Origin of the sequence: Pseudomonas sp. NFACC25, from assembly GCF_900100935.1 — a bacterium.
Lineage (GTDB): Bacteria > Pseudomonadota > Gammaproteobacteria > Pseudomonadales > Pseudomonadaceae > Aquipseudomonas > Aquipseudomonas marginalis.
Genome location: NZ_FMUC01000007.1, coordinates 59,275 through 76,756 on the forward strand (window position 1 = coordinate 59,275; position 17,482 = coordinate 76,756).

18 protein-coding genes are annotated in these 17,482 nt (G+C 62.1%); 11 read left to right on the plus strand and 7 right to left on the minus strand.

What is annotated here, in order from left to right:
- The first annotated feature begins 18 nt into the window (after nucleotides 1-18).
- Together BLQ09_RS31090 and BLQ09_RS17140 are read left to right on the plus strand one after the other, a co-directional pair.
- Complete coding sequence (locus BLQ09_RS31090; RefSeq protein WP_133822103.1) at nucleotides 19-1,053, plus strand: fimbrial protein; 1,035 nt, start codon at nucleotides 19-21, stop codon at nucleotides 1,051-1,053.
- On the plus strand, nucleotides 1,050-1,832 hold the full coding sequence (locus BLQ09_RS17140) for a fimbrial biogenesis chaperone (RefSeq protein WP_051429372.1): 783 nt from the start codon (nucleotides 1,050-1,052) through the stop codon (nucleotides 1,830-1,832). Before BLQ09_RS31090 ends, BLQ09_RS17140 begins: the two co-directional genes overlap by 4 nt.
- Here BLQ09_RS17140 and rarD read toward each other — a convergent pair.
- From rarD to BLQ09_RS17155, 3 genes are all read right to left on the minus strand, one after another.
- The gene (rarD, locus tag BLQ09_RS17145; RefSeq protein ID WP_027606575.1) at nucleotides 1,801-2,682 is read right to left on the minus strand and encodes an EamA family transporter RarD; all 882 of its coding nucleotides are present in this window, start codon (nucleotides 2,680-2,682) and stop codon (nucleotides 1,801-1,803) included. The genes BLQ09_RS17140 and rarD overlap by 32 nt on opposite strands.
- A 403-nt stretch (nucleotides 2,683-3,085) precedes the next feature.
- Entirely contained in the window at nucleotides 3,086-4,096 is a 1,011-nt protein-coding gene (locus BLQ09_RS17150; RefSeq protein WP_092357972.1) for an aldo/keto reductase, read from the minus strand.
- Nucleotides 4,097-4,177: 81 nt separating this feature from the next.
- The gene (locus BLQ09_RS17155; protein ID WP_092357974.1) at nucleotides 4,178-5,080 is read right to left on the minus strand and encodes a LysR family transcriptional regulator; all 903 of its coding nucleotides are present in this window, start codon (nucleotides 5,078-5,080) and stop codon (nucleotides 4,178-4,180) included.
- Between the two features lie 101 nt (nucleotides 5,081-5,181).
- Here BLQ09_RS17155 and BLQ09_RS17160 point away from each other — a divergent pair, with 101 nt between their 5' ends.
- On the plus strand, nucleotides 5,182-5,886 hold the full coding sequence (locus tag BLQ09_RS17160; protein ID WP_027606572.1) for an SDR family oxidoreductase: 705 nt from the start codon (nucleotides 5,182-5,184) through the stop codon (nucleotides 5,884-5,886).
- Between the two features lie 64 nt (nucleotides 5,887-5,950).
- Here BLQ09_RS17160 and BLQ09_RS17165 read toward each other — a convergent pair whose 3' ends face one another.
- Complete coding sequence (locus BLQ09_RS17165) at nucleotides 5,951-7,261, minus strand: MFS transporter (RefSeq protein ID WP_027606571.1); 1,311 nt, start codon at nucleotides 7,259-7,261, stop codon at nucleotides 5,951-5,953.
- A 173-nt stretch (nucleotides 7,262-7,434) separates the two neighbouring features.
- Between BLQ09_RS17165 and BLQ09_RS17170 the strand changes: the two genes are divergently transcribed.
- The 6 genes from BLQ09_RS17170 (at nucleotide 7,435) to BLQ09_RS17195 (ending at nucleotide 13,568) form a co-directional block, all read left to right on the plus strand.
- Nucleotides 7,435-8,541, plus strand: a complete 1,107-nt coding sequence (locus BLQ09_RS17170; protein ID WP_092357976.1) for a sugar diacid recognition domain-containing protein — start codon at nucleotides 7,435-7,437, stop codon at nucleotides 8,539-8,541.
- 91 nt (nucleotides 8,542-8,632) lie between these two features.
- On the plus strand, nucleotides 8,633-9,772 hold the full coding sequence (locus tag BLQ09_RS17175) for a glycerate kinase (protein WP_092357978.1): 1,140 nt from the start codon (nucleotides 8,633-8,635) through the stop codon (nucleotides 9,770-9,772).
- Between the two features lie 102 nt (nucleotides 9,773-9,874).
- The gene (locus BLQ09_RS17180) at nucleotides 9,875-11,149 is read left to right on the plus strand and encodes an AAA family ATPase (protein WP_092357980.1); all 1,275 of its coding nucleotides are present in this window, start codon (nucleotides 9,875-9,877) and stop codon (nucleotides 11,147-11,149) included.
- Nucleotides 11,146-11,865 (plus strand): HNH endonuclease family protein, encoded by a 720-nt coding sequence (locus BLQ09_RS17185; RefSeq protein WP_092357982.1) that lies wholly within the window; start codon nucleotides 11,146-11,148, stop codon nucleotides 11,863-11,865. Before BLQ09_RS17180 ends, BLQ09_RS17185 begins: the two co-directional genes overlap by 4 nt.
- A gap of 64 nt (nucleotides 11,866-11,929) precedes the next feature.
- Nucleotides 11,930-12,994, plus strand: a complete 1,065-nt coding sequence (locus BLQ09_RS17190; RefSeq protein WP_027606566.1) for a DUF1176 domain-containing protein — start codon at nucleotides 11,930-11,932, stop codon at nucleotides 12,992-12,994.
- A gap of 61 nt (nucleotides 12,995-13,055) precedes the next feature.
- Complete coding sequence (locus BLQ09_RS17195; protein ID WP_027606565.1) at nucleotides 13,056-13,568, plus strand: GNAT family N-acetyltransferase; 513 nt, start codon at nucleotides 13,056-13,058, stop codon at nucleotides 13,566-13,568.
- Here the strand turns inward: BLQ09_RS17195 and BLQ09_RS17200 are convergent.
- From BLQ09_RS17200 to ccoN, 3 genes are all read right to left on the minus strand, one after another.
- A complete protein-coding gene (locus BLQ09_RS17200; protein ID WP_223841589.1) occupies nucleotides 13,502-14,257 on the minus strand; it encodes an aspartate/glutamate racemase family protein in 756 nt (251 codons plus the stop codon). The genes BLQ09_RS17195 and BLQ09_RS17200 overlap by 67 nt on opposite strands.
- Nucleotides 14,258-14,347: 90 nt before the next feature.
- Nucleotides 14,348-14,557: a hypothetical protein gene (locus BLQ09_RS17205; protein WP_027606564.1), complete on the minus strand. Its 210-nt coding sequence runs from the start codon at nucleotides 14,555-14,557 to the stop codon at nucleotides 14,348-14,350.
- Nucleotide 14,558: 1 nt separating this feature from the next.
- Nucleotides 14,559-15,986 carry a cytochrome-c oxidase, cbb3-type subunit I gene (ccoN, locus tag BLQ09_RS17210; protein WP_027606563.1) on the minus strand — a complete coding sequence of 476 codons (1,428 nt, stop codon included), beginning with the start codon at nucleotides 15,984-15,986 and terminating at the stop codon, nucleotides 14,559-14,561.
- A 194-nt stretch (nucleotides 15,987-16,180) separates the two neighbouring features.
- On the opposite strand from ccoN, the gene BLQ09_RS17215 reads away from it, so the two are divergent.
- Together BLQ09_RS17215 and BLQ09_RS17220 are read left to right on the plus strand one after the other, a co-directional pair.
- Nucleotides 16,181-16,675, plus strand: a complete 495-nt coding sequence (locus BLQ09_RS17215; protein ID WP_027606562.1) for a hypothetical protein — start codon at nucleotides 16,181-16,183, stop codon at nucleotides 16,673-16,675.
- Nucleotides 16,676-16,809: 134 nt separating this feature from the next.
- Entirely contained in the window at nucleotides 16,810-17,481 is a 672-nt protein-coding gene (locus tag BLQ09_RS17220; protein WP_092357984.1) for a DUF3313 domain-containing protein, read from the plus strand.
- The last annotated feature ends 1 nt before the right edge of the window (nucleotide 17,482 follow it).

The following is a 17,482-nucleotide window of genomic DNA, read 5'->3' on the forward strand; positions in this document are numbered from 1 at the left end:
GACAGAGGTGTTGTTTTCATGACTAGGTATTCGCTTGCCGGCGTGGTGCTGGGAGGATGGATGGTGGCGCTGGAGGCTCAAGCGATCACCTGCGCCCCCGGCCCGTCGGTGAATATTACTATTCCCCCGATCACCGTTGCGGCCGGGCAACAGGTAGGACAAGTGATAGGGTCCGCCAGCGGCTATCGCTTTGACAGCCCTCCAGGATCTGCGCTTCGGTGTACCACTGGCATTGCTTTTGGGGCACAGGCCAGGCTGGCGCTGGTCAATAGCCCGCCGACGGGCCAGACATTTTCCGCCAACGGGCTTTCAATGCCGGTGCACGCCACCAATGTGCCTGGGGTCGGGTTTGCCATGATGGCGAGGGACCCGAATCGGCCGTTCATGCCTATCAACACGGCGGGTGTCACACTGATTGTTGGAGATATCAGGGCAAGGCCCATCGTCCTCGGGCTTGATACCCGTATCTACTTTGTAGCCACGGGCCCCATCACCGGCGGCACGATCGCCGCCAGGAACCTTGCAAGGTATACGATCACCGGCACGCCCATCAGCGGGGCCGGCTATTACGCGGTGAACTTTTCCAATATCACGATCAATGCGCCCCGCAAACCCACCTGCAGCGTCACCACGCCTTCGGTTGCAATGCCCATGCCGGCCGTGGCTGCACGTGACTTTCGCGGGGTGGGCAGCTTCGCCGGCAGCGTGACCCGTAACATCACACTGTCATGTACGGGCGGCACCAGCGGTGCTACGCGTGACGTATTTATAACGGTGACAGACCAGACCACGCCGGCCAATCGCAGCGATGTGTTATCCCTGACCCCGACCTCCGTGGCCAGCGGCGTCGCACTGCAACTACTGCGGGGGAGCACACTGGTGCGTTACGGCGCCGACTCCACGACCATTGGCAACCCGAACCAGTGGCTGGTCGGCACAACCGGCAATGCAACCGTGCAGATTCCTTTGACTGCACGTTATATCCAGACGGGCTCATCGATCCGGCCCGGCAGCGCGAACGGGTTGGCGTCCTTCACAATGAGCTACCGATGAGCATCGCGCTGTGGAGCAGGGGCCTTGGCGTGCTGATGAGCCTGCAGGCGATCGTCGCGCAGGGTGAAATCGTGATTGACCGCACACGTGTCATCTATCCGGGCGCCGCGCGCGCGGTGGTGATCAACCTGCACAACGAGGCTGACAGTCCGCGCCTGGTGCAGGCGTGGATCGATGACGGCGATGCGGCGGCGGCGCCCGAAAACAGTGATGTGCCGTTCACGATTACGCCACCCATCGTTCGCATGAATGCAAGCACCGGACGCGCCTTGCGGATCATGCATTATCAAACGCCGAAGCCGATGGCTGACCGGGAGTCGGTGTACTGGCTGAACGTGCTGGCAATCAGGCCGAGTGTTGAGGCCTCGGCTGAAACCAACGTCCTGCAATTTGCCTTTCGTACGCGGATCAAGCTTTTCCTCCGGCCCGCCGAACTGCCGGGGCAGGTGCAGGACGCGGCTCACGCGCTGCAATGGTCCGTAAGCGGTGGAGGCGAGGCGGGGTTGGAGGTGCTTAACCCCACGCCCTATCACGTGACCTTGTCCGGGGTGGTACTGACACTCCGCGCAGTGGAGCATCGCAGCGAAGATCCGCCGATGGTCGCGCCCTATGGGACTGCACGGATTGCGATGCCCGGGCTGCCTCACGAGGGCCTGACCGGCACGCCAGTAGAATTCACCACCCTGGACGATGAGGGTGCCACTCAACATCATCAGGCGCTGTTGCGGCCTGTCGCCTGTTCGTCGCTCAAGCCCTGCGCTGACGCACCAGGTGCTTGACCCCTTCGAACACAAGGACCATGACCGCGATCCAGATCGGGATGTAGGTCAACCATTCGCCTGCCTTGATGCCTTCACCCAGCAGCAGCGCCACCACCAGCAACAGCACCGGCTCGACATAACTGAGCAGTCCGAACAGGCTGAACGCCAGCAGACGGCTGGCGATGATATAGCTCACCAGCGCCGAGGCGCTGATCAGGCCCAGTATCGGGATCAACCCGTACAGCTTGGGGTGGGCATCCATCACCGCAAAGCCCTGTTCGCCGCTTTGCACAAACCACCAGGCCACCGGCAGCATCAGTGCCATGTCCAGCCACAGTCCGCCCAGGTGGTCGGTCTTGAGGTATCTGCGCGCAATGAAATACAGCGGGTAACCGATGATCACCACCAGCGTCGCCCAGGAGAACCCGCCGGCCTGGAACAACTCGTTGAGTACCCCGAGGCCGGCAAAAAACACCGCGATCTTTTGCAGGTAGGACAACTGTTCGCCCCATACCAGGCGCCCGGTCAGCACCATGGTCAGCGGCAGCAGGAAGTAACCCACCGATACATCCAGGCTGCGCCCATTCAGCGGCGCCCACATGAACAACCACAACTGCACGCCCAGCAACGCCGACGACAGCACCACACCGCCGATCAGCCGAGGCTTGGCCGCCAGCACTCGCAGCAATTCCCAGACCCGCCGCCATTCTCCGCTGACGATCATGAACACCGTCATGCACGGCACGGTCAGCAACATGCGCCAGCCGAAAATTTCCAGCCCGCTCAATGGCGTCAGCAATGACGTGAAGTAATACATCACGGCAAACAACACCGAGGCCGACACCGATAACACAACACCTTTAGACACGCTGTCCTCGCGAAAACCGATTTCAAACAAGTAGGGGGAATTTCAACAGGGGATTATGGTGCTTTTGAAGCGGGAAGGGCGCGCTGTTTTGGGGCGTTTTTCAGGAAAATGTCTCGCGGCCGCTGTCTGGGTCTGTCTGGTAGGGGCAGTCGGGGTGTTGTTGTTGCTGTTGTGGTGGTGGTGGTGGTGGTGGTGGTGGTGGTGAGCGGGCTTGCCCCGCGCTGGGCTGCGAAGCAGCCCCAATAACTGGCGACGAGGTTTTCCTGGAAAAACGCGACGGCTTTAAAGGGCTGCTGCGCAGCCCAGCGCGGGGCAAGCCCGCTCACCACAGCAAGCCCGCTCGCCACAGTAAGGCCGCTCGCCGCAGTAAGGCCGCTGCGCAACCCTTAATTGGTCAATCAGCCTACGCGCGCGTCACCCGGCCCGAGACAAAATGGCCCACATCGTTGAACCCTGGCGTAGAGGAATGCCCCGGCGTTACCAACGAATCAATGAACGCTTCATCCTCAGCCGTGATCTTCACGTCCAGCGCGCCGGTGTAGGCATCCCACTGCGCCTCGGTGCGCGGCCCTACGATCGCCGAGCTCACCGCCGCGTTGTTCAGCACCCAGGCGATGGCAAACTCGACAATGCCCACGCCACGGCCCTGGGTGTATTGCTGGATCTGCTGGGCGATGCGCAACGACTCCACGCGCCATTCGGTTTCCAGGATGCGCTTGTCCTGGCGTGCCGCACGGCTGCCGGCTTCGGGTGTCACGTCCGGTGCGTACTTGCCGCTGAGCACGCCGCGGGCCAGTGGGCTGTAAGGCACCACGCCCAGGCCGTACGCGGCAGCGGCGGTGATCTGTTCGACTTCAGCCTGGCGGTTGACGATGTTGTACAACGGCTGGCTGATCACCGGCCTGTCCACGCCCAGGCGCTCGGCGACGCGGATCACCTCGGCAATTCGCCAGCCGCGATAGTTGGACAGGCCCCAGTAGCGGATCTTGCCCTGGCGAATCAGGTCGCCGATGGCTGATACCGTCACCTCCAGCGGGGTGTCGTGATCTTCGCGGTGCAGGTAGTAGATGTCGAGGTAGTCGGTATCGAGGCGGGTGAGGCTGGCTTCCAGCGCGTTGAAGATGCGCTTGCGGCTCAGGCCACTGCGGTTGGGCAGGCCCTCGGTGGGGCCAATGGCGACTTTCGACGCCACCACCCAATCCTGACGATGGCGAGCGATGGCCTCGCCGACGATTTCCTCGGAGCGCCCGCCGGTGTAGACATCCGCCGTGTCGATAAAATTGATGCCCTGGTCCCAGGCCTTGTCGATGATGCGCAGCGAGTCCTCGGTGTGGGTCTGTTCGCCAAACATCATGGTGCCCAGGGTCAAGGCGCTGACCTTCAAACCGGACTGGCCCAATGTGCGGTAAATCATGCAAAGCTCCTTGCGGCAGTGAGACGTGCCCTATGCAATACCAGACTCGCAGGCTCTGGAACAAGCCCTGGGGGCGTTTCTTCATGCACTCAGCAAGGCCTGGCAACGCCCTTGCAGAAATCGGTGCAGCGCTTTCACCCGCTCCGACACTTGCAGGCGGTGCGGGCACATCAGGTTGAACGGGGTGGGTTCGCCCTGCCAGTCCGGCAACAGGTGCACCAGCCGTCCGGCCTTGAGGTCCCGGGCGATGTCGAGGTTGGCCTTATAGGCAATGCCGTGGCCGGCCAGTGCCCAGCGCCGCACAATCTCGCCGTCATCGCTCAGGTAGTCGCCCGTCACTTCGACTTCCTGCAACGTGGTGCCCTGGCGAAAGTACCAGGTGCTGTTGGCCCGGCCCTGGCGCATGTACCGCAGCGTATTGTGCTGCGCCAACTCCGCCGGGGTGCACGGCGTGCCGTGTCGCGCCAGGTAGTCGGGGCTGGCGCAGGGCAGGCGTTGGTGATTGGGCACCACCGGCAGCGCCACCAGGCTGGAGTCCCGTGGGACGCCGAAGCGCAGGGCGATGTCGACGGTGTCGCGGAACAGGTCGGCATTGCTGTCGTTGAGCAGTAGTTGCAGGCGGATGTGCGGGTGTTCCAGCTTGAACTCATCCAGCCAGCCCAGTACCACATTGCGGCCGAAATCCGAGGGTGCGGCCAACTGCAACAAGCCGGTCAGGCCCTGGCTCTGCTGCTTGAGCGCTTGCTCGCCTTCGGCCAAGGCGGCCAGGGCCTCGCGCACGCTGTCGAGGTAACGCCGGCCTTCTTCGGTCAGGCGCATGCTGCGGGTGGAGCGTGCCAGCAGGCGGGTACCCAGGCGGGTTTCCAGGCGCTTGAGGGCAATGCTGGCCGCTGCGGGGGTCAGGCCGAGCCCGCGTGCGGCGGCAGACAGGCTGCCGGTGTCGGCGGTGCGTGCGAACACTTCGAGGTCGAGGATTGAGCTCATTTGTAAAAATCCTTTAAAGATCCTGTCGTTTTACCGGGATTTTTCGTTGATTGCCAAGCTGGGATGATGAACGCTCACTTTCTGACCCAGGACACTTCCCCATGAATTCCTCACTCAACGGCAAAACGGTGATCGTCATCGGCGGCAGCAGCGGCATCGGTGCAGCCGTGGCCAAGGCCGCAGCCGCACGCGGTGCCCAGGTGGTGCTGGCGGGGCGGCGCCTATCGTCTGGCCGCGATAACGGCCTGCGCAGCGAACCGGTGGACGTCACCGACGCCGCGTCCCTGCAACGGTTGTTCGAAACCGTCGGGCGGTTTGACCATCTGGTGTACACCTCCGGCCCCTCGGTACGCGCCAAGGCCCTGGCCGAAACCGACCTGGGCGAGGCCCAGGACAACTTCAACGTGAAACTCTGGGGTGCCTTGCGGGCGATCCAGCACGCGCTGCCTTTCCTCGATGAGCACGGCAGCATCAGCCTGACCTCCGGGCAACTGGGGCGCAAATTGGCACCGGGGCAGTTCATCAAAGTCGGTATCAACGCCGCCACTGAAGCCCTGGGCAAGCAGTTGGCCAAGGAGTTGGCGCCGCGTCGCGTCAACGTGGTGAGTCCCGGTGTGATTGATACCCCGGCGTATGCGGGGTTGGCCGAGGACCAGCGCCTGGCGATGTTTGCCAAGGCAGGTGGCGCGTTGCCGGTGGGACGTGTGGGGCAGGCCGAGGAAGTGGCGGCGGGGTATGTGCTGGCCATGGAAAATGGCTACATGACCGGTGCTGTCATTGATATCGACGGCGGTGGCCTGCTGTAAACGCAGGCTAAATGTGGGAGGGGGCAAGTCGAATCGTCGCACCGCTCCTCCCACATGGACCGCGTTATACCTTCAAGGTCCGCGTCATCCGCAACGCCAGCACACTGCCCGCCACAATCACCGCCGCCAACAGGTACAGCGCCATATCCGTGGACCCGGTGGCGTCCTTCACAAAACCGACGATATACGGACTGAGGAAACCGGCCATCTGGCCCATGGAGTTGATCAGCGCCAGGCCGCCAGCGGCTGCGCCCGCGCTGAGCATGGCGGTCGGTACCGGCCAGAACATCGGCAGGCCGGTGAGGGCGCCCATGGTGGCGATGGTCAGGCCGAGGATGGCGATGGCTGGGGTGGTGGCGAAATTCACCGCGATCACCAGGCCGATGGCGCCCATCAGCATCGGCACCACCAAGTGCCAGCGACGCTCCTTGCGCAAGTCCGCCGAGCGGCCCACCAGCAACATGAACACCGCTGCCAGCAGATACGGAATCGCACTGAGCCAACCTATTACCAGGTTATCGCTGAAACCCAGGTTCTTGATGATCGACGGCAGCCAGAAGTTGATGGCGTATACGCCACTCTGAATGCAGAAGTAGATCAGGCCGAACGCCCAGATCGCCGGGTTCTTGAACACTTCGGCGAGTGAATCGGTGGTGGTTTTCGGCTTGTTGGCCAGGTCGGTGGCCTGGTCGGCTTCCAGCACGGCGCGTTCGTGGGGCTTGAGCCACTTGGCATGGGCAAAGCTGTCGCTGAGCAGGAAGTAGGCGAGGGCGCCGAGGATCACGGTCGGGATGCCTTGCAGCAGGAACATCCACTGCCAGCCCGCCAGGCCGCCCTGGCCGGCGGCGAAGTGGTTGAGGATCCAGCCGGAAAACGGGCTGCCGAGCAAACCGGACACCGGGATCGCCGACATGAACAGCGCCATGATCCGCCCACGGCGGAACGTCGGGAACCACTGCGAGAGGTACAGCACCACACCGGGGAAGAAGCCGGCTTCAGCCGCACCGGTAAACAGGCGCAAGGTGTAGAAATGCGTCGGCGTGGTGACGAACAGCAGGCAGGTGGACAGTGTGCCCCAGACGATCATCATCAAGGCAATCCAGCGCCGTGGACCGAACCTGGTCAGCGCCAGGTTGCTCGGCACGCCGCACAGCACGTAGCCGATAAAGAAGATCCCGGCACCCAGGCCGTACACGGTTTCGCTGAATTCCAGCGCATCGAGCATCTGCAACTTGGCAAAGCCAACGTTGACCCGGTCGAGGTAGTTGAACAGATAGCAGATGAAAATGAAGGGGATCAGGCGCAGGGTAATGCGCTTGTAGATGGCGTTTTTATCGTCATCGGTGGCCAGTGTGACAGCGGCGCTCTGTGACATGGGAGTCTCTCTTTATTATGATTTTTCGCGATGCGAAGGTAACGTTGATCGCCCAATGAGTCTCGGCCAGGTGGCGGGGTGCTGTCTTTGTGCTTGCGCACAGTGATGCATGCTTTGCGCTGTGCCGATGAACAACCACGCTTTCAAGGACTTTCTTTCAAGGAGATGGCCGCATGTTCGAGCTGGATCATGACCTGGCGCAGGATATCGTCAATCGCACCATGGCGATCCTGCCCTATAACGTCAACGTCATGGACAGCCAGGGCCTGATCCTCGGCAGCGGCGAACCCGAGCGCATCAACACCCGCCACGAAGGTGCACAATTGGTGCTGGCCAACGGTCGCGTGGTCGAGATCGACGGGCAGACTGCCAAGCACCTCAAGGGCGTGCAGCCGGGCATCAACCTGCCGCTGATGCACGATCAGCGCCTGATTGGCGTACTGGGCATCACCGGCGAGCCCGAGCTGTTGCGCACCTATGCCGAATTGGTGCGCATGACCGCCGAAATGCTCGTCAGCCATCGTCATCAGCAAGCCGAGCAGCAATGGCGACGCCAGCGTTGCGATGATCTGTTGGCGTTGCTCCTCGCCGACAGCGGCGACTCACCACGCCTGGTCGACGAAGCCCAGCAATTGGGCCTCAAGCCGCAGCTGGCACGCACGCCGTACCTGTTCGAACTGGGGGCGGGCCAATCGGCGGAGGCCTTGAACACCTGGCTGACCTCGCGCTACCCGGACAGTTGGTGCGTGAGCTCGGCGCAATTCTCGCTGCTGTGGTGCCGACCGGCGGCGCAGCAGGTGGACAATCCACGGTTGCTGGAAAAGCTCCAGGGCCTGGGCTGGAACATCCTGCGGGTGGCCGTCGGCGGCCAGGCGGATGGCCTGGCCGGATTGCGCCGTTGCTATCGTCGCGTCGGCGATTTGCTGGCCTACGGTCGCGATGTACTGCCGCACTCGCGGCTGTTGACCCTCAACCGCTACCGCCTGCCCGTGATGCTCTGGCGTCATCGCAACGACGATGCCCTGGACGAACTGCTCAACCCCTTGCGCAAGGTGCTGGCCAAGGACAGCAACGGCCAACTCCTGGCCACGCTGCGCAGTTGGTGCGAACACGATGGGCAAAGCCAGGCCTGTGCCGACGCCCTCGGCATTCACCGCAACAGTCTGCGTTATCGTATGGAGCGCATCGCCGAACTCAGCGGCGTCGACCCGTTGACCCTGGATGGCATGCTGGCGCTGTACCTCGGCGTGCAGCTGCTGCCCCAGGCTTTGTCGGAATGAACAACAAACCTTACCCGTACTTGTGCATCGGACCGGCGTCAGCGGCGGTGCCAACTGGCAGCATGGGCGTGATAAAAACCGGAGAAAGCCCATGAAAATCATCATCGCCCCCGACTCGTTCAAGGACAGCCTGAGTGCCGAGGGCGTCGCCCAGGCCATTGCCGCAGGGTTGGCGCAAGTCTGGCCGGACGCACAGCTGATCCAGTGCCCGATGGCGGACGGTGGTGAAGGTACGGTGGACGCGGTGCTCGCCGCCTGTAACGGCCAATTGCGCCGCCAGGCGGTACGTGGCCCGCTGGGCGGTACGGTTGAAGCACGTTGGGGCTGGTTGGCCGACAGCCACACCGCGATCATCGAAATGGCCGAAGCCAGCGGCCTGCAATTGGTAGCGCCAGGCCAGCGCGATGCGTGCACCAGCAGCACCTACGGCACCGGCGAGCTGATTCGCGCGGCCCTGGACCTGGGGGCCCGGCGCATCATCCTGGCGATTGGCGGCAGCGCCACCAACGACGCCGGCGCGGGGGCGATGCAAGCCCTGGGTGTGCAACTGTTCGACGCTGCGGAACAGGCCTTGCCACCCGGAGGCCTGGCCTTGTCACGGCTGGCACGTATCAACCTGGAAAAACTCGACCCGCGCCTGGCCCAGGTACGCTTTGAAATCGCCGCCGATGTGAACAACCCGCTGTGCGGCCCCCACGGCGCCTCGGCGATATTCGGCCCGCAAAAAGGCGCCAACCCCGAGCAGGTGCAACAACTGGACGCCGCCCTCGGCCACTTCGCCGATCACTGCGCTAACGTCCTGCCCAAGGACGTGCGCGACGAGCCCGGCGGCGGCGCCGCCGGCGGCCTGGGTTTTGCCGCCAAGGCGTTCCTCGGCGCGCAGTTCCGCGCGGGAGTGGAAGTCGTTGCCGAACTGGTGGGCCTTGACGACGCCGTACGCGGCGCCGACCTGGTCATCACCGGCGAAGGCCGCTTCGATGCCCAGACCCTGCGCGGCAAAACCCCCTTCGGCGTGGCCCGCATCGCCCGGCAACATGGCGTTCCGGTGATCGTCATCGCCGGCACCCTGGGCGACGGCTACGAGCAGATGTATGCCCATGGCGTGGAGGCGGCGTTTGCCTTGCCAAGCGGCCCGATGAGCCTGGAGCAGGCCTGCAGTGAGGCACCGCGTTTGCTGCGCGAGCGCGCGGCTGATATTGCGCGGGTGTGGCGTGTGGCTGCGCAGGGCTGATAGAGGCAGCCCTTGGCGTCGTGACAGATCTGTCGATAATTACTATGATCCGTGCTTACTTTGAAGACTGGCTGACCTGGCCGGGCACGTTGGAAGCCGATCATGCAGATCAAGCGTTTTACTCTCGTCAATTTTCGCGGCATCGAGCACATGGAACTCGACTTCGAGGGTAAGAAGACTGTCGCTTTGGTGGGCGTCAATGGGGTGGGCAAGTCTTCGATTCTGGATGCGTTGGCGATTACGCTTTCGAATTTGACGGCACGTATGGTTGGTCAACCTTCTAAATCAAGAACGATCTCGAAAGACGACATCAAAGTTGGGGCCGAATACACACGCTTGCACGTCGAGACAAAGCTGTTTGAAAACTACGATGTAGATTGGGCAATTGCCCTGAATCGAAAAGCCGGCAAACATCCACGTGAGCGCAGCAGTGATTTGTTTCGGTTGAATGACGCTGCTGATGGCGTTGAATATGGCATCAATCAGCGCGAGTTTGAGGGTGGCGGACCAATAGAATTGCCTTTGGCCGTTTACTATGACGTTCATCGAGCGGTGCTAGACGTACCCTTACGCGTCCGCGAACGTCTGGAGAATGCTATTGCTGAAGGTTATGACGACGCGCTAGGGCATGGCGGCGCCGACTTCAAACGGTTCTTTATCTGGTTCCGCAATCAAGAAGACTTGGAGAATGAAAACAGCCGGGATACCCCGGGCTATCGAGACCCTGCGCTTTCCGTTGTTCGCCGGGCCATTGAAACCTTTACTGGATTCAAGGATGTCCGGATTCGCCGCAAGCCAGCATTGAGAATGACCGTCCTAAAAGGCAACCTTGAATTCAACGTGTTGCAGCTTTCGGATGGAGAGAAATGTCTCTTGGCATTGGTCGGAGACCTTGCCCGCCGACTTACATTGCTTAATTGTGAAGTACTTGACCCTTTAGAGGGAAAGGGTGTTGTCCTTATCGACGAACTGGACCTTCACCTTCACCCGGGTTGGCAACGCACCGTCGTCGCCAACCTGGAAAAAACCTTTCCCAACTGCCAATTCATTATCACCACTCACTCTCCGCAAATATTGGGTGAACTTCCTGCTGAGGCGGTGATGCTGCTCAAGGAAGGCAAGTATATCGGTCATCCGGAGCGCTCACTGGGCCTCCGAAGTGGTGAGGTCATAGAGGAACTGATGGGGGAATTGGCCCAAAACCAAAACGTCAGCCAGCAACTCAGAACAATCTACCGTGACCTCGACGACGACAATCTTGAATCCGCCCAGGCTAAACTCGCGAAATTGCGCGAGCAGGTCGGCAAAATCCCTGATGTCCTTGAAGCCCAAGCCAGTATTGACTCTCTGAGGTCGCTAGAAGAGGGCGGCGCGTGAGGTCTATCAAAAAAGGCGCCGAGCCACGGGCGCTGATTGAATGGAAAAGAGAAAACCGCAATACGCCGCATAACCTTTACTACGGCAAGGGAAGCAGCTTTCCGAGCGAGTCCGTTCGCCAGGCGCTCTTGAAGGAGCAGTTCCATTTATGCGCCTACACCTTGCGGCGGTTGCCCACTGCGACCGAATGCCAGGCAAAGGGACAGGGCACACAATTCAGCTGCCACATTGAGCATGTCCTTGCACAAACGCATCACGAGGCTGACAGCATCGCCTACGACAATTTGGTGGCGTGTTACCCCTCCAGCCAAACCAAGATGGCTTGTGGTTATGGTGCCGTGGAAAAAGCCGACTACGACGTGGCCCGAAAGCCCTTCGTTTCTCCGTTGTCAGCCAATGTCGAGCGCCAGTTTCGATATTCCAGTGATGGCTACGTAGAAGGTCTGACGCCTGACGCTGTTGCCACCGTCGAGGTCCTTAAACTCAACCATCCAACGCTGGTAAACGATAGGGCCGCCGTTATCAGAGGCCGATTGCGACCACGCGGCACTCCGATCACTGCCGCTGCTGCCCGGCGCCTGGCAGACGAAGTCGACTCACCCGATGCCCAGCATTGCCTCCCCGAATACTGCCAGGCACTCAAGCAACAGGCCGAACGTCACGCACAACGTCTCGAAAAGTACGCAGCCCGTGTTCGCGGCCAAGCCAGGCCCTGAGTACTACCGTCTTAAATAGTGAACATGGGACAATCCGCGTCATTTTTCGACACGGAGAGTCCCCATGCTGCGCCCCGTACTCCTGGCCCTGCTGCTGACCGGCAGCGCCACCCAGGCCTTCGCTCAACCGCCCGCTGAAACCGTACCGCTGCTGCGGGAAATCAAGAACTGGGTCACCGGGTGCGACAACCTGCGCAATTGCCATGCCCTCAGCGCGCCCAGTGGCGTCGATGAAGAAGACTACAGCTCCCTGACCTTGCATATCTGGCATCAGGCCGGTTCCGAAGGGTATCTGCGCCTGCGCTTCGACCACCGTGGCGAAGCGCTGGACCTGTCGACCTTGCTGTTGGACGGTCAGCCGCTGGGCCTGGAGCTGACCCGGGATCTGCATGTGGAACTGGACGATCAGGGCGGCGATCCCGAGGTGCAGTCTTACGGTGTGATCGAGGACGCTGCGGCGCGTCGCTGGTTGCAGCGTTTGCGCAATGGCCAGCGCCTGCAATTGCCGGGCGACGAACAGGCCCATGTGTCGCTGAGCGGCCTGAGCGCTTCGCTGCTGTTGATGGATGCGGTGCAGGGGCGGGTGGATAACGTGACGGCCCTGGCACGCCCCGGAAAAGCGCCGGCCCGTGAGGTGCCGCCACGTTTGCCGACGCCGGTGTTGCGCAAGTTCCCTGCGCCGCCGACGTTGACCGCGCAGGAACAGGCCGGGCTGGTGGCCGCTGCAGTGCAGGCCGTGACCTCGGAGGAGGGTGAGCCCGAGGCAAAGGCCGGGGCGCTGACGGCGCAACAGGCAATGACGGTGGTGCGTTACGACTGCGCGGCCTACAACTGTGAGTTCGACGTGGTCAGCCGCCAGCGTCAGGCGCCCTATGCGCAAACGCCCCTGGAGATTGAGCCCTTGCCGTTGGACGGTGCTGCGCTGCAAGGCTCGGTGGGCTATGACGAAGCCACCGGCACCTTGAGTTATTTCTACAAGCAGCGCGGCATCGGTGACTGTGGCGGCGGTGGTGTCTGGGTGTTTGACGGCAAGGCGTTCCAGCTCAGTGAGTTTCATAGCATGCCGCGCTGCACCGGTGTCGGTTACGGCGACTGGCCGTCGTTATGGACGACCGTGCCGGCGCCCTAGCCAGGGAGCAGGCATGGCCTCTACACTGGCCGGCCACGTGTCTTTCAAAGGATGAAACCCCATGCACGCACCTGAGCCCCATATCGTGATCCAGCGCTTTACCGAGGCCCACCTTGAAGGTGTGGCGGCGCTCTATAACGAACCGGCCGTGTGCCGGCAGGTGCTGCAGATGCCGTTCCAGTCGGTGGATGTCTGGCGCAAACGCCTGGTCACCGACAACGAGCGGCGCCTGCAACTGGTGGCGGTGCACGGCGGCGAGGTGATCGGCCAACTGGGCCTGGAACAGTACCTGCGCGTACGCCAGGCCCATGTCGGTTCGTTCGGCATGGGCGTGGCGACGGCCTGGCAGGGCAAGGGCGTAGGCTCGCGGCTGTTGACGGCCGCGCTGGACGTGGCCGACAACTGGATGAACCTGCACCGGGTGGAACTCACGGTGTACGCCGACAACGAAGCCGCGCACCACCTGTACCGCAAGTTCGGCTTCGAGATCGAAGGGCGCTTGCGTGACTACGCCCTGCGCGATGGGGTGTTTGTCGACACCCTGAGCATGGCACGCCTGCGCCAGTCGGCTTGACCCTCCAGCGCAAACGCCACCGCAGCCTGCGCATGCAGCTCGGTGGTGTCCAGCAGCGGCAGGTCGCTGTGTTCGGGCTTGACCAGCAGGCTGATTTCCGTGCAGCCGAGGATGACCGCCTGGGCACCCCGTGCGGCCAGGGACTCGATGACCCGCAGGTAAACCTGGCGTGATGCATCGCTGATCACGCCGACGCACAACTCCTCATAGATGATCCGGTGCACGGCGCGGCGCTCCTCCGCGTCCGGCACCAGCACGGTGAGGCCCTGGGCGGCCAGGCGCGACGTGAGAAAATCCTGCTCCATGGTGAACGCGGTGCCGAGCAAGCCGACGGTCAGGGTGCCGGCTGCCACCGCCGCCGCAGCGGCCGCATCGGCGATATGCAGGAACGGAATCGACACCGCCGCCTCGATACGCGGCGCCACCAAATGCATGGTGTTGGTACACAGCACCACACACTCGGCGCCGCCGGCCTGCAAACGGCGCGCGGCGTCTTCCAGGATCAGCGCGGTGTCATCCCAGCGCCCGGCGTGCTGGGCCTGTTCCACCGGGCCGAAGTCCACGCTGTACATCAACACCTGGGCCGAGCGCAGCGGGCCGAGCTGGTCACGCACGCGCTGATTGATGATGCGGTAGTACTCGGCGCTGGACTCCCAGCTCATGCCGCCGATAAGGCCGATGGTGCGCATGCGATGCTCCTGACAGGGAAAGTCGCTTCACCTTACCCATCGGCCGCTGAATAGTCATACGCAGTTACCCGCCAAATGACCGGAGCAGTTTCACATGTCCAGGTTGACCCATCCCGGCCGGGGTTGCTCCGCGGCAATGGCGTGGATGGGTTTACCCGTGGCCTGCTCCACGCGCCGCGCCACCTCCGGGTCGTCGGCGAACGGCAACATGCTGGCTTCGTCCAGGCTCGTCTCGGTCTGCCCGCGCAGGCAATACTCCACCGCAGCGTACAGGCACACCACGATCAGCACGCTCCACATATCAGGCGATCCGCGCATCGAGCCGGGCCACGCTCAAGTCTGCGACCCGCACCGTGCGCCACGTGTTGTAGGCCATCAGCAACATGCCCGTGAGGAAAAACACGCCGCCGGCAAACCGCACCACAAACCCCGGATGGCTGGCCTGCAAGGCTTCGACAAACGAGTAGGTGAGGGTGCCGTCGTCGTTCACCGCTCGCCACATCAGGCCTTGGGTAATGCCGTTGACCCACATCGAGGCGATGTACAGCACCGTGCCGATGGTCGCCAGCCAGAAGTGCAGGTTGATCAGCGCCACGCTGTGCATCTGCTCGCGGCCGAAGACCTTGGGGATCATGTGGTACAGCGAGCCAAAGGTGATCATCGCCACCCAGCCCAGGGCGCCGGCGTGTACGTGGCCGATGGTCCAGTCGGTGTAGTGGGAGAGGGCGTTGACGGTCTTGATCGCCATCATCGGGCCTTCGAAGGTCGACATGCCATAGAACGCCAGGGACAGCACCAGGAAACGCAGGATCGGGTCGGTGCGCAACTGATGCCAGGCCCCCGACAAGGTCATCATGCCGTTGATCATGCCGCCCCAGCTCGGGGCCAGCAGGATCAGCGACATCGCCATGCCCAGTGACTGCGCCCAATCGGGCAAGGCGGTGTAGTGCAAATGGTGCGGGCCGGCCCAGATGTACAGGGTGATCAGCGCCCAGAAGTGCACGATGGACAGGCGATAGGAGTACACCGGCCGGCCCACCTGCTTGGGCACGAAGTAATACATCATCCCCAGGAAACCGGTGGTCAGGAAAAAGCCCACGGCGTTATGCCCGTACCACCACTGCACCATGGCATCGGTCGCGCCGGAATACACCGGGTAGGACTTGAACCAATCCACCGGGATCGCCAGGTGATTGACCACGTGCAACATGGCGATCACCAGGATAAACGCGCCGAAAAACCAGTTGCCCACGTAGATATGTTGGGTCTTGCGCCTTACCACCGTGGTGAAGAACACAATGGCGTAGGCCACCCACACCACGGTCATCCACACCGCGCCGGAAAACTCGATCTCGGCGTATTCCTTGGTGGTGGTGTAGCCCAGGGGCAGGCTGACCAGCATGATCACGATCACCGACTGCCAGCCCCAGAAGGTAAACGCAGCCAGGCGGTCGGAAAACAGGCGCACCTGGCAGGTCCTTTGCACCGCATAGTAACTGGCGGCAAATTGCGCACTGCCGGCGAAGCCAAAGATCACCAGGCTGGTGTGCAAAGGCCGCAACCGGCCGAACGTGGTCCAGGGCAGGTCCAGGTTCATCTGCGGCCAGACCAGTTGCGAGGCGATCCACACGCCCATGGCCATGCCCACCACGCCCCACACAAGGGTGGCGATCACGAATTGACGGACGACTTTATAGTTATAGGCCTGCCCGGTTGTTGCTGTGCTCATGCTCAGTCCTCCCACGGTTCCAAGTGGCGGGCACTGTAGGAAACGCGGGAAAAACAAAACAGGCTCAGAAAAAGCTCATTACAGCGGATCAGTCGACAGGCACGCCCACAGGCCTGTCAGCGTTAATCGTACGGTGAGTGGCCGCATCTGCCATGATCCGGCATCGCAACCTGGCACACCCAAGGAAATCCGCAATGGACGATGTACAGCAACTGGGCGAGATGCTTCGTCATTACGCCGATAGCGAAGCGCACAAGAAGCAACAGTTCGATGTGCAGTCGGCGCGCTGGACGCACAAGCTCGACGAGCTGTTCGGGCAGATCGAGCAATGGCTGGAGCCGGTCAAGACTGTCGGCCTGCTGGAGGTGCACCGTGAAGCCTATGTCGCCAGCGGGCCGGGCGTGCCGGTGGAGACCTCGACCTTCAAGACCGAAAAGCTGCTGGTGCAGATCACCGGCAAGACCGTGGAGTTCGTGCCTGAAGTCATGGGCGTGGGCGGCGTGATCTCGCTCTCGGTGATGGGCTTGACCGCTGCCCGCCACGGCAGCGTGTCGCTGGTGCTGCCGGCCGACAAAAACGACTGGCTGTGGAAGAAAACCAATGGCCTCAAAGACCCGGACACCTTTGGCTTCGACGCCAATTTCCTGGCCTCGCAGTTGCAGAGTCTGATTCCGCGCGAACGCGGCTGAGGGGCTCCCGCTTCGCGCAACGTCGATGGGGGACGCCGGTGTGTCAAACACTGGGTGGAAATACGCATTTTTTGCCCAGGATTGGCTATACCTACAGCTCCATGTTTCGATGATGATCGCCAGGGAGTTCAATGATGAAACTAAGGCTAATGATCAGTACGCTGTGCGTGGCCTCCATCGCAATGGCCGGCTGCGCCAGCAAGGTCACCCAACCGGACGAGTATTCAGGCTTTCTGTCCGACTACAGCCAACTCAAGGAAGCCAAGTCGCCTTCGGGGGTCGAGGTGATGCGCTGGGTAGACCCCCAACTCGACCTGAGCCGCTATACCGCGGTGTATATCGAACCGACGCAGTTCTACCCCAAGCCCCAGGCCACCACGAAAATCCCCGAAAGCACCCTCAATGGTATCAACACCTACTTCAACCAGGCGCTCAAGCGTGAGCTGGGCAAATCACTGCCCCTGGCCAACGGGCCCGGTCCCGGTGTGATGGTGGTACGTGCGGCGATCACCGCCGTCAGCAGCAAGACCGAAGGCCTCAAACCCTATGAATTCGTGCCGGTGGCCCTGGTGGCGGCAGCGGTGAGTACCGGCACCGGCATCCGCGACCAGGAAACCACCCTGGGCACCGAGGCGCAGTTCCTCGACGGCGCCAACGGCAAGGTGCTCGCCCAAGTGGTGCGCAAGGGCACGGGCAAGCCGCTGTCCAACGACTCGCAGGTGATGAAGGCCGATGACGTGAAAGGCGTGATCGATGACTGGGCGTCGGACCTGCATCAGTCGTATGTGAAGCTGAAAAAACACTAGG

What these genes read in the sequence shown, in the direction of transcription:
- BLQ09_RS31090 (WP_133822103.1), top strand. Translation starts at nt 19, where the DNA reads ATGACTAGGTATTCGCTTGCCGGCGTGGTGCTGGGAGGATGGATGGTG.
- BLQ09_RS17140 (WP_051429372.1), top strand. Translation starts at nt 1,050, where the DNA reads ATGAGCATCGCGCTGTGGAGCAGGGGCCTTGGCGTGCTGATGAGCCTG.
- BLQ09_RS17150 (WP_092357972.1), bottom strand. Translation starts at nt 4,096, where the DNA reads ATGATTTACCGCACATTGGGCCAGTCCGGTTTGAAGGTCAGCGCCTTG.
- BLQ09_RS17155 (WP_092357974.1), bottom strand. Translation starts at nt 5,080, where the DNA reads ATGAGCTCAATCCTCGACCTCGAAGTGTTCGCACGCACCGCCGACACC.
- BLQ09_RS17160 (WP_027606572.1), top strand. Translation starts at nt 5,182, where the DNA reads ATGAATTCCTCACTCAACGGCAAAACGGTGATCGTCATCGGCGGCAGC.
- BLQ09_RS17165 (WP_027606571.1), bottom strand. Translation starts at nt 7,261, where the DNA reads ATGTCACAGAGCGCCGCTGTCACACTGGCCACCGATGACGATAAAAAC.
- BLQ09_RS17170 (WP_092357976.1), top strand. Translation starts at nt 7,435, where the DNA reads ATGTTCGAGCTGGATCATGACCTGGCGCAGGATATCGTCAATCGCACC.
- BLQ09_RS17175 (WP_092357978.1), top strand. Translation starts at nt 8,633, where the DNA reads ATGAAAATCATCATCGCCCCCGACTCGTTCAAGGACAGCCTGAGTGCC.
- BLQ09_RS17180 (WP_092357980.1), top strand. Translation starts at nt 9,875, where the DNA reads ATGCAGATCAAGCGTTTTACTCTCGTCAATTTTCGCGGCATCGAGCAC.
- BLQ09_RS17190 (WP_027606566.1), top strand. Translation starts at nt 11,930, where the DNA reads ATGCTGCGCCCCGTACTCCTGGCCCTGCTGCTGACCGGCAGCGCCACC.
- BLQ09_RS17195 (WP_027606565.1), top strand. Translation starts at nt 13,056, where the DNA reads ATGCACGCACCTGAGCCCCATATCGTGATCCAGCGCTTTACCGAGGCC.
- BLQ09_RS17200 (WP_223841589.1), bottom strand. Translation starts at nt 14,257, where the DNA reads ATGCGCACCATCGGCCTTATCGGCGGCATGAGCTGGGAGTCCAGCGCC.
- BLQ09_RS17205 (WP_027606564.1), bottom strand. Translation starts at nt 14,557, where the DNA reads ATGTGGAGCGTGCTGATCGTGGTGTGCCTGTACGCTGCGGTGGAGTAT.
- ccoN (WP_027606563.1), bottom strand. Translation starts at nt 15,986, where the DNA reads ATGAGCACAGCAACAACCGGGCAGGCCTATAACTATAAAGTCGTCCGT.
- BLQ09_RS17215 (WP_027606562.1), top strand. Translation starts at nt 16,181, where the DNA reads ATGGACGATGTACAGCAACTGGGCGAGATGCTTCGTCATTACGCCGAT.
- BLQ09_RS17220 (WP_092357984.1), top strand. Translation starts at nt 16,810, where the DNA reads ATGAAACTAAGGCTAATGATCAGTACGCTGTGCGTGGCCTCCATCGCA.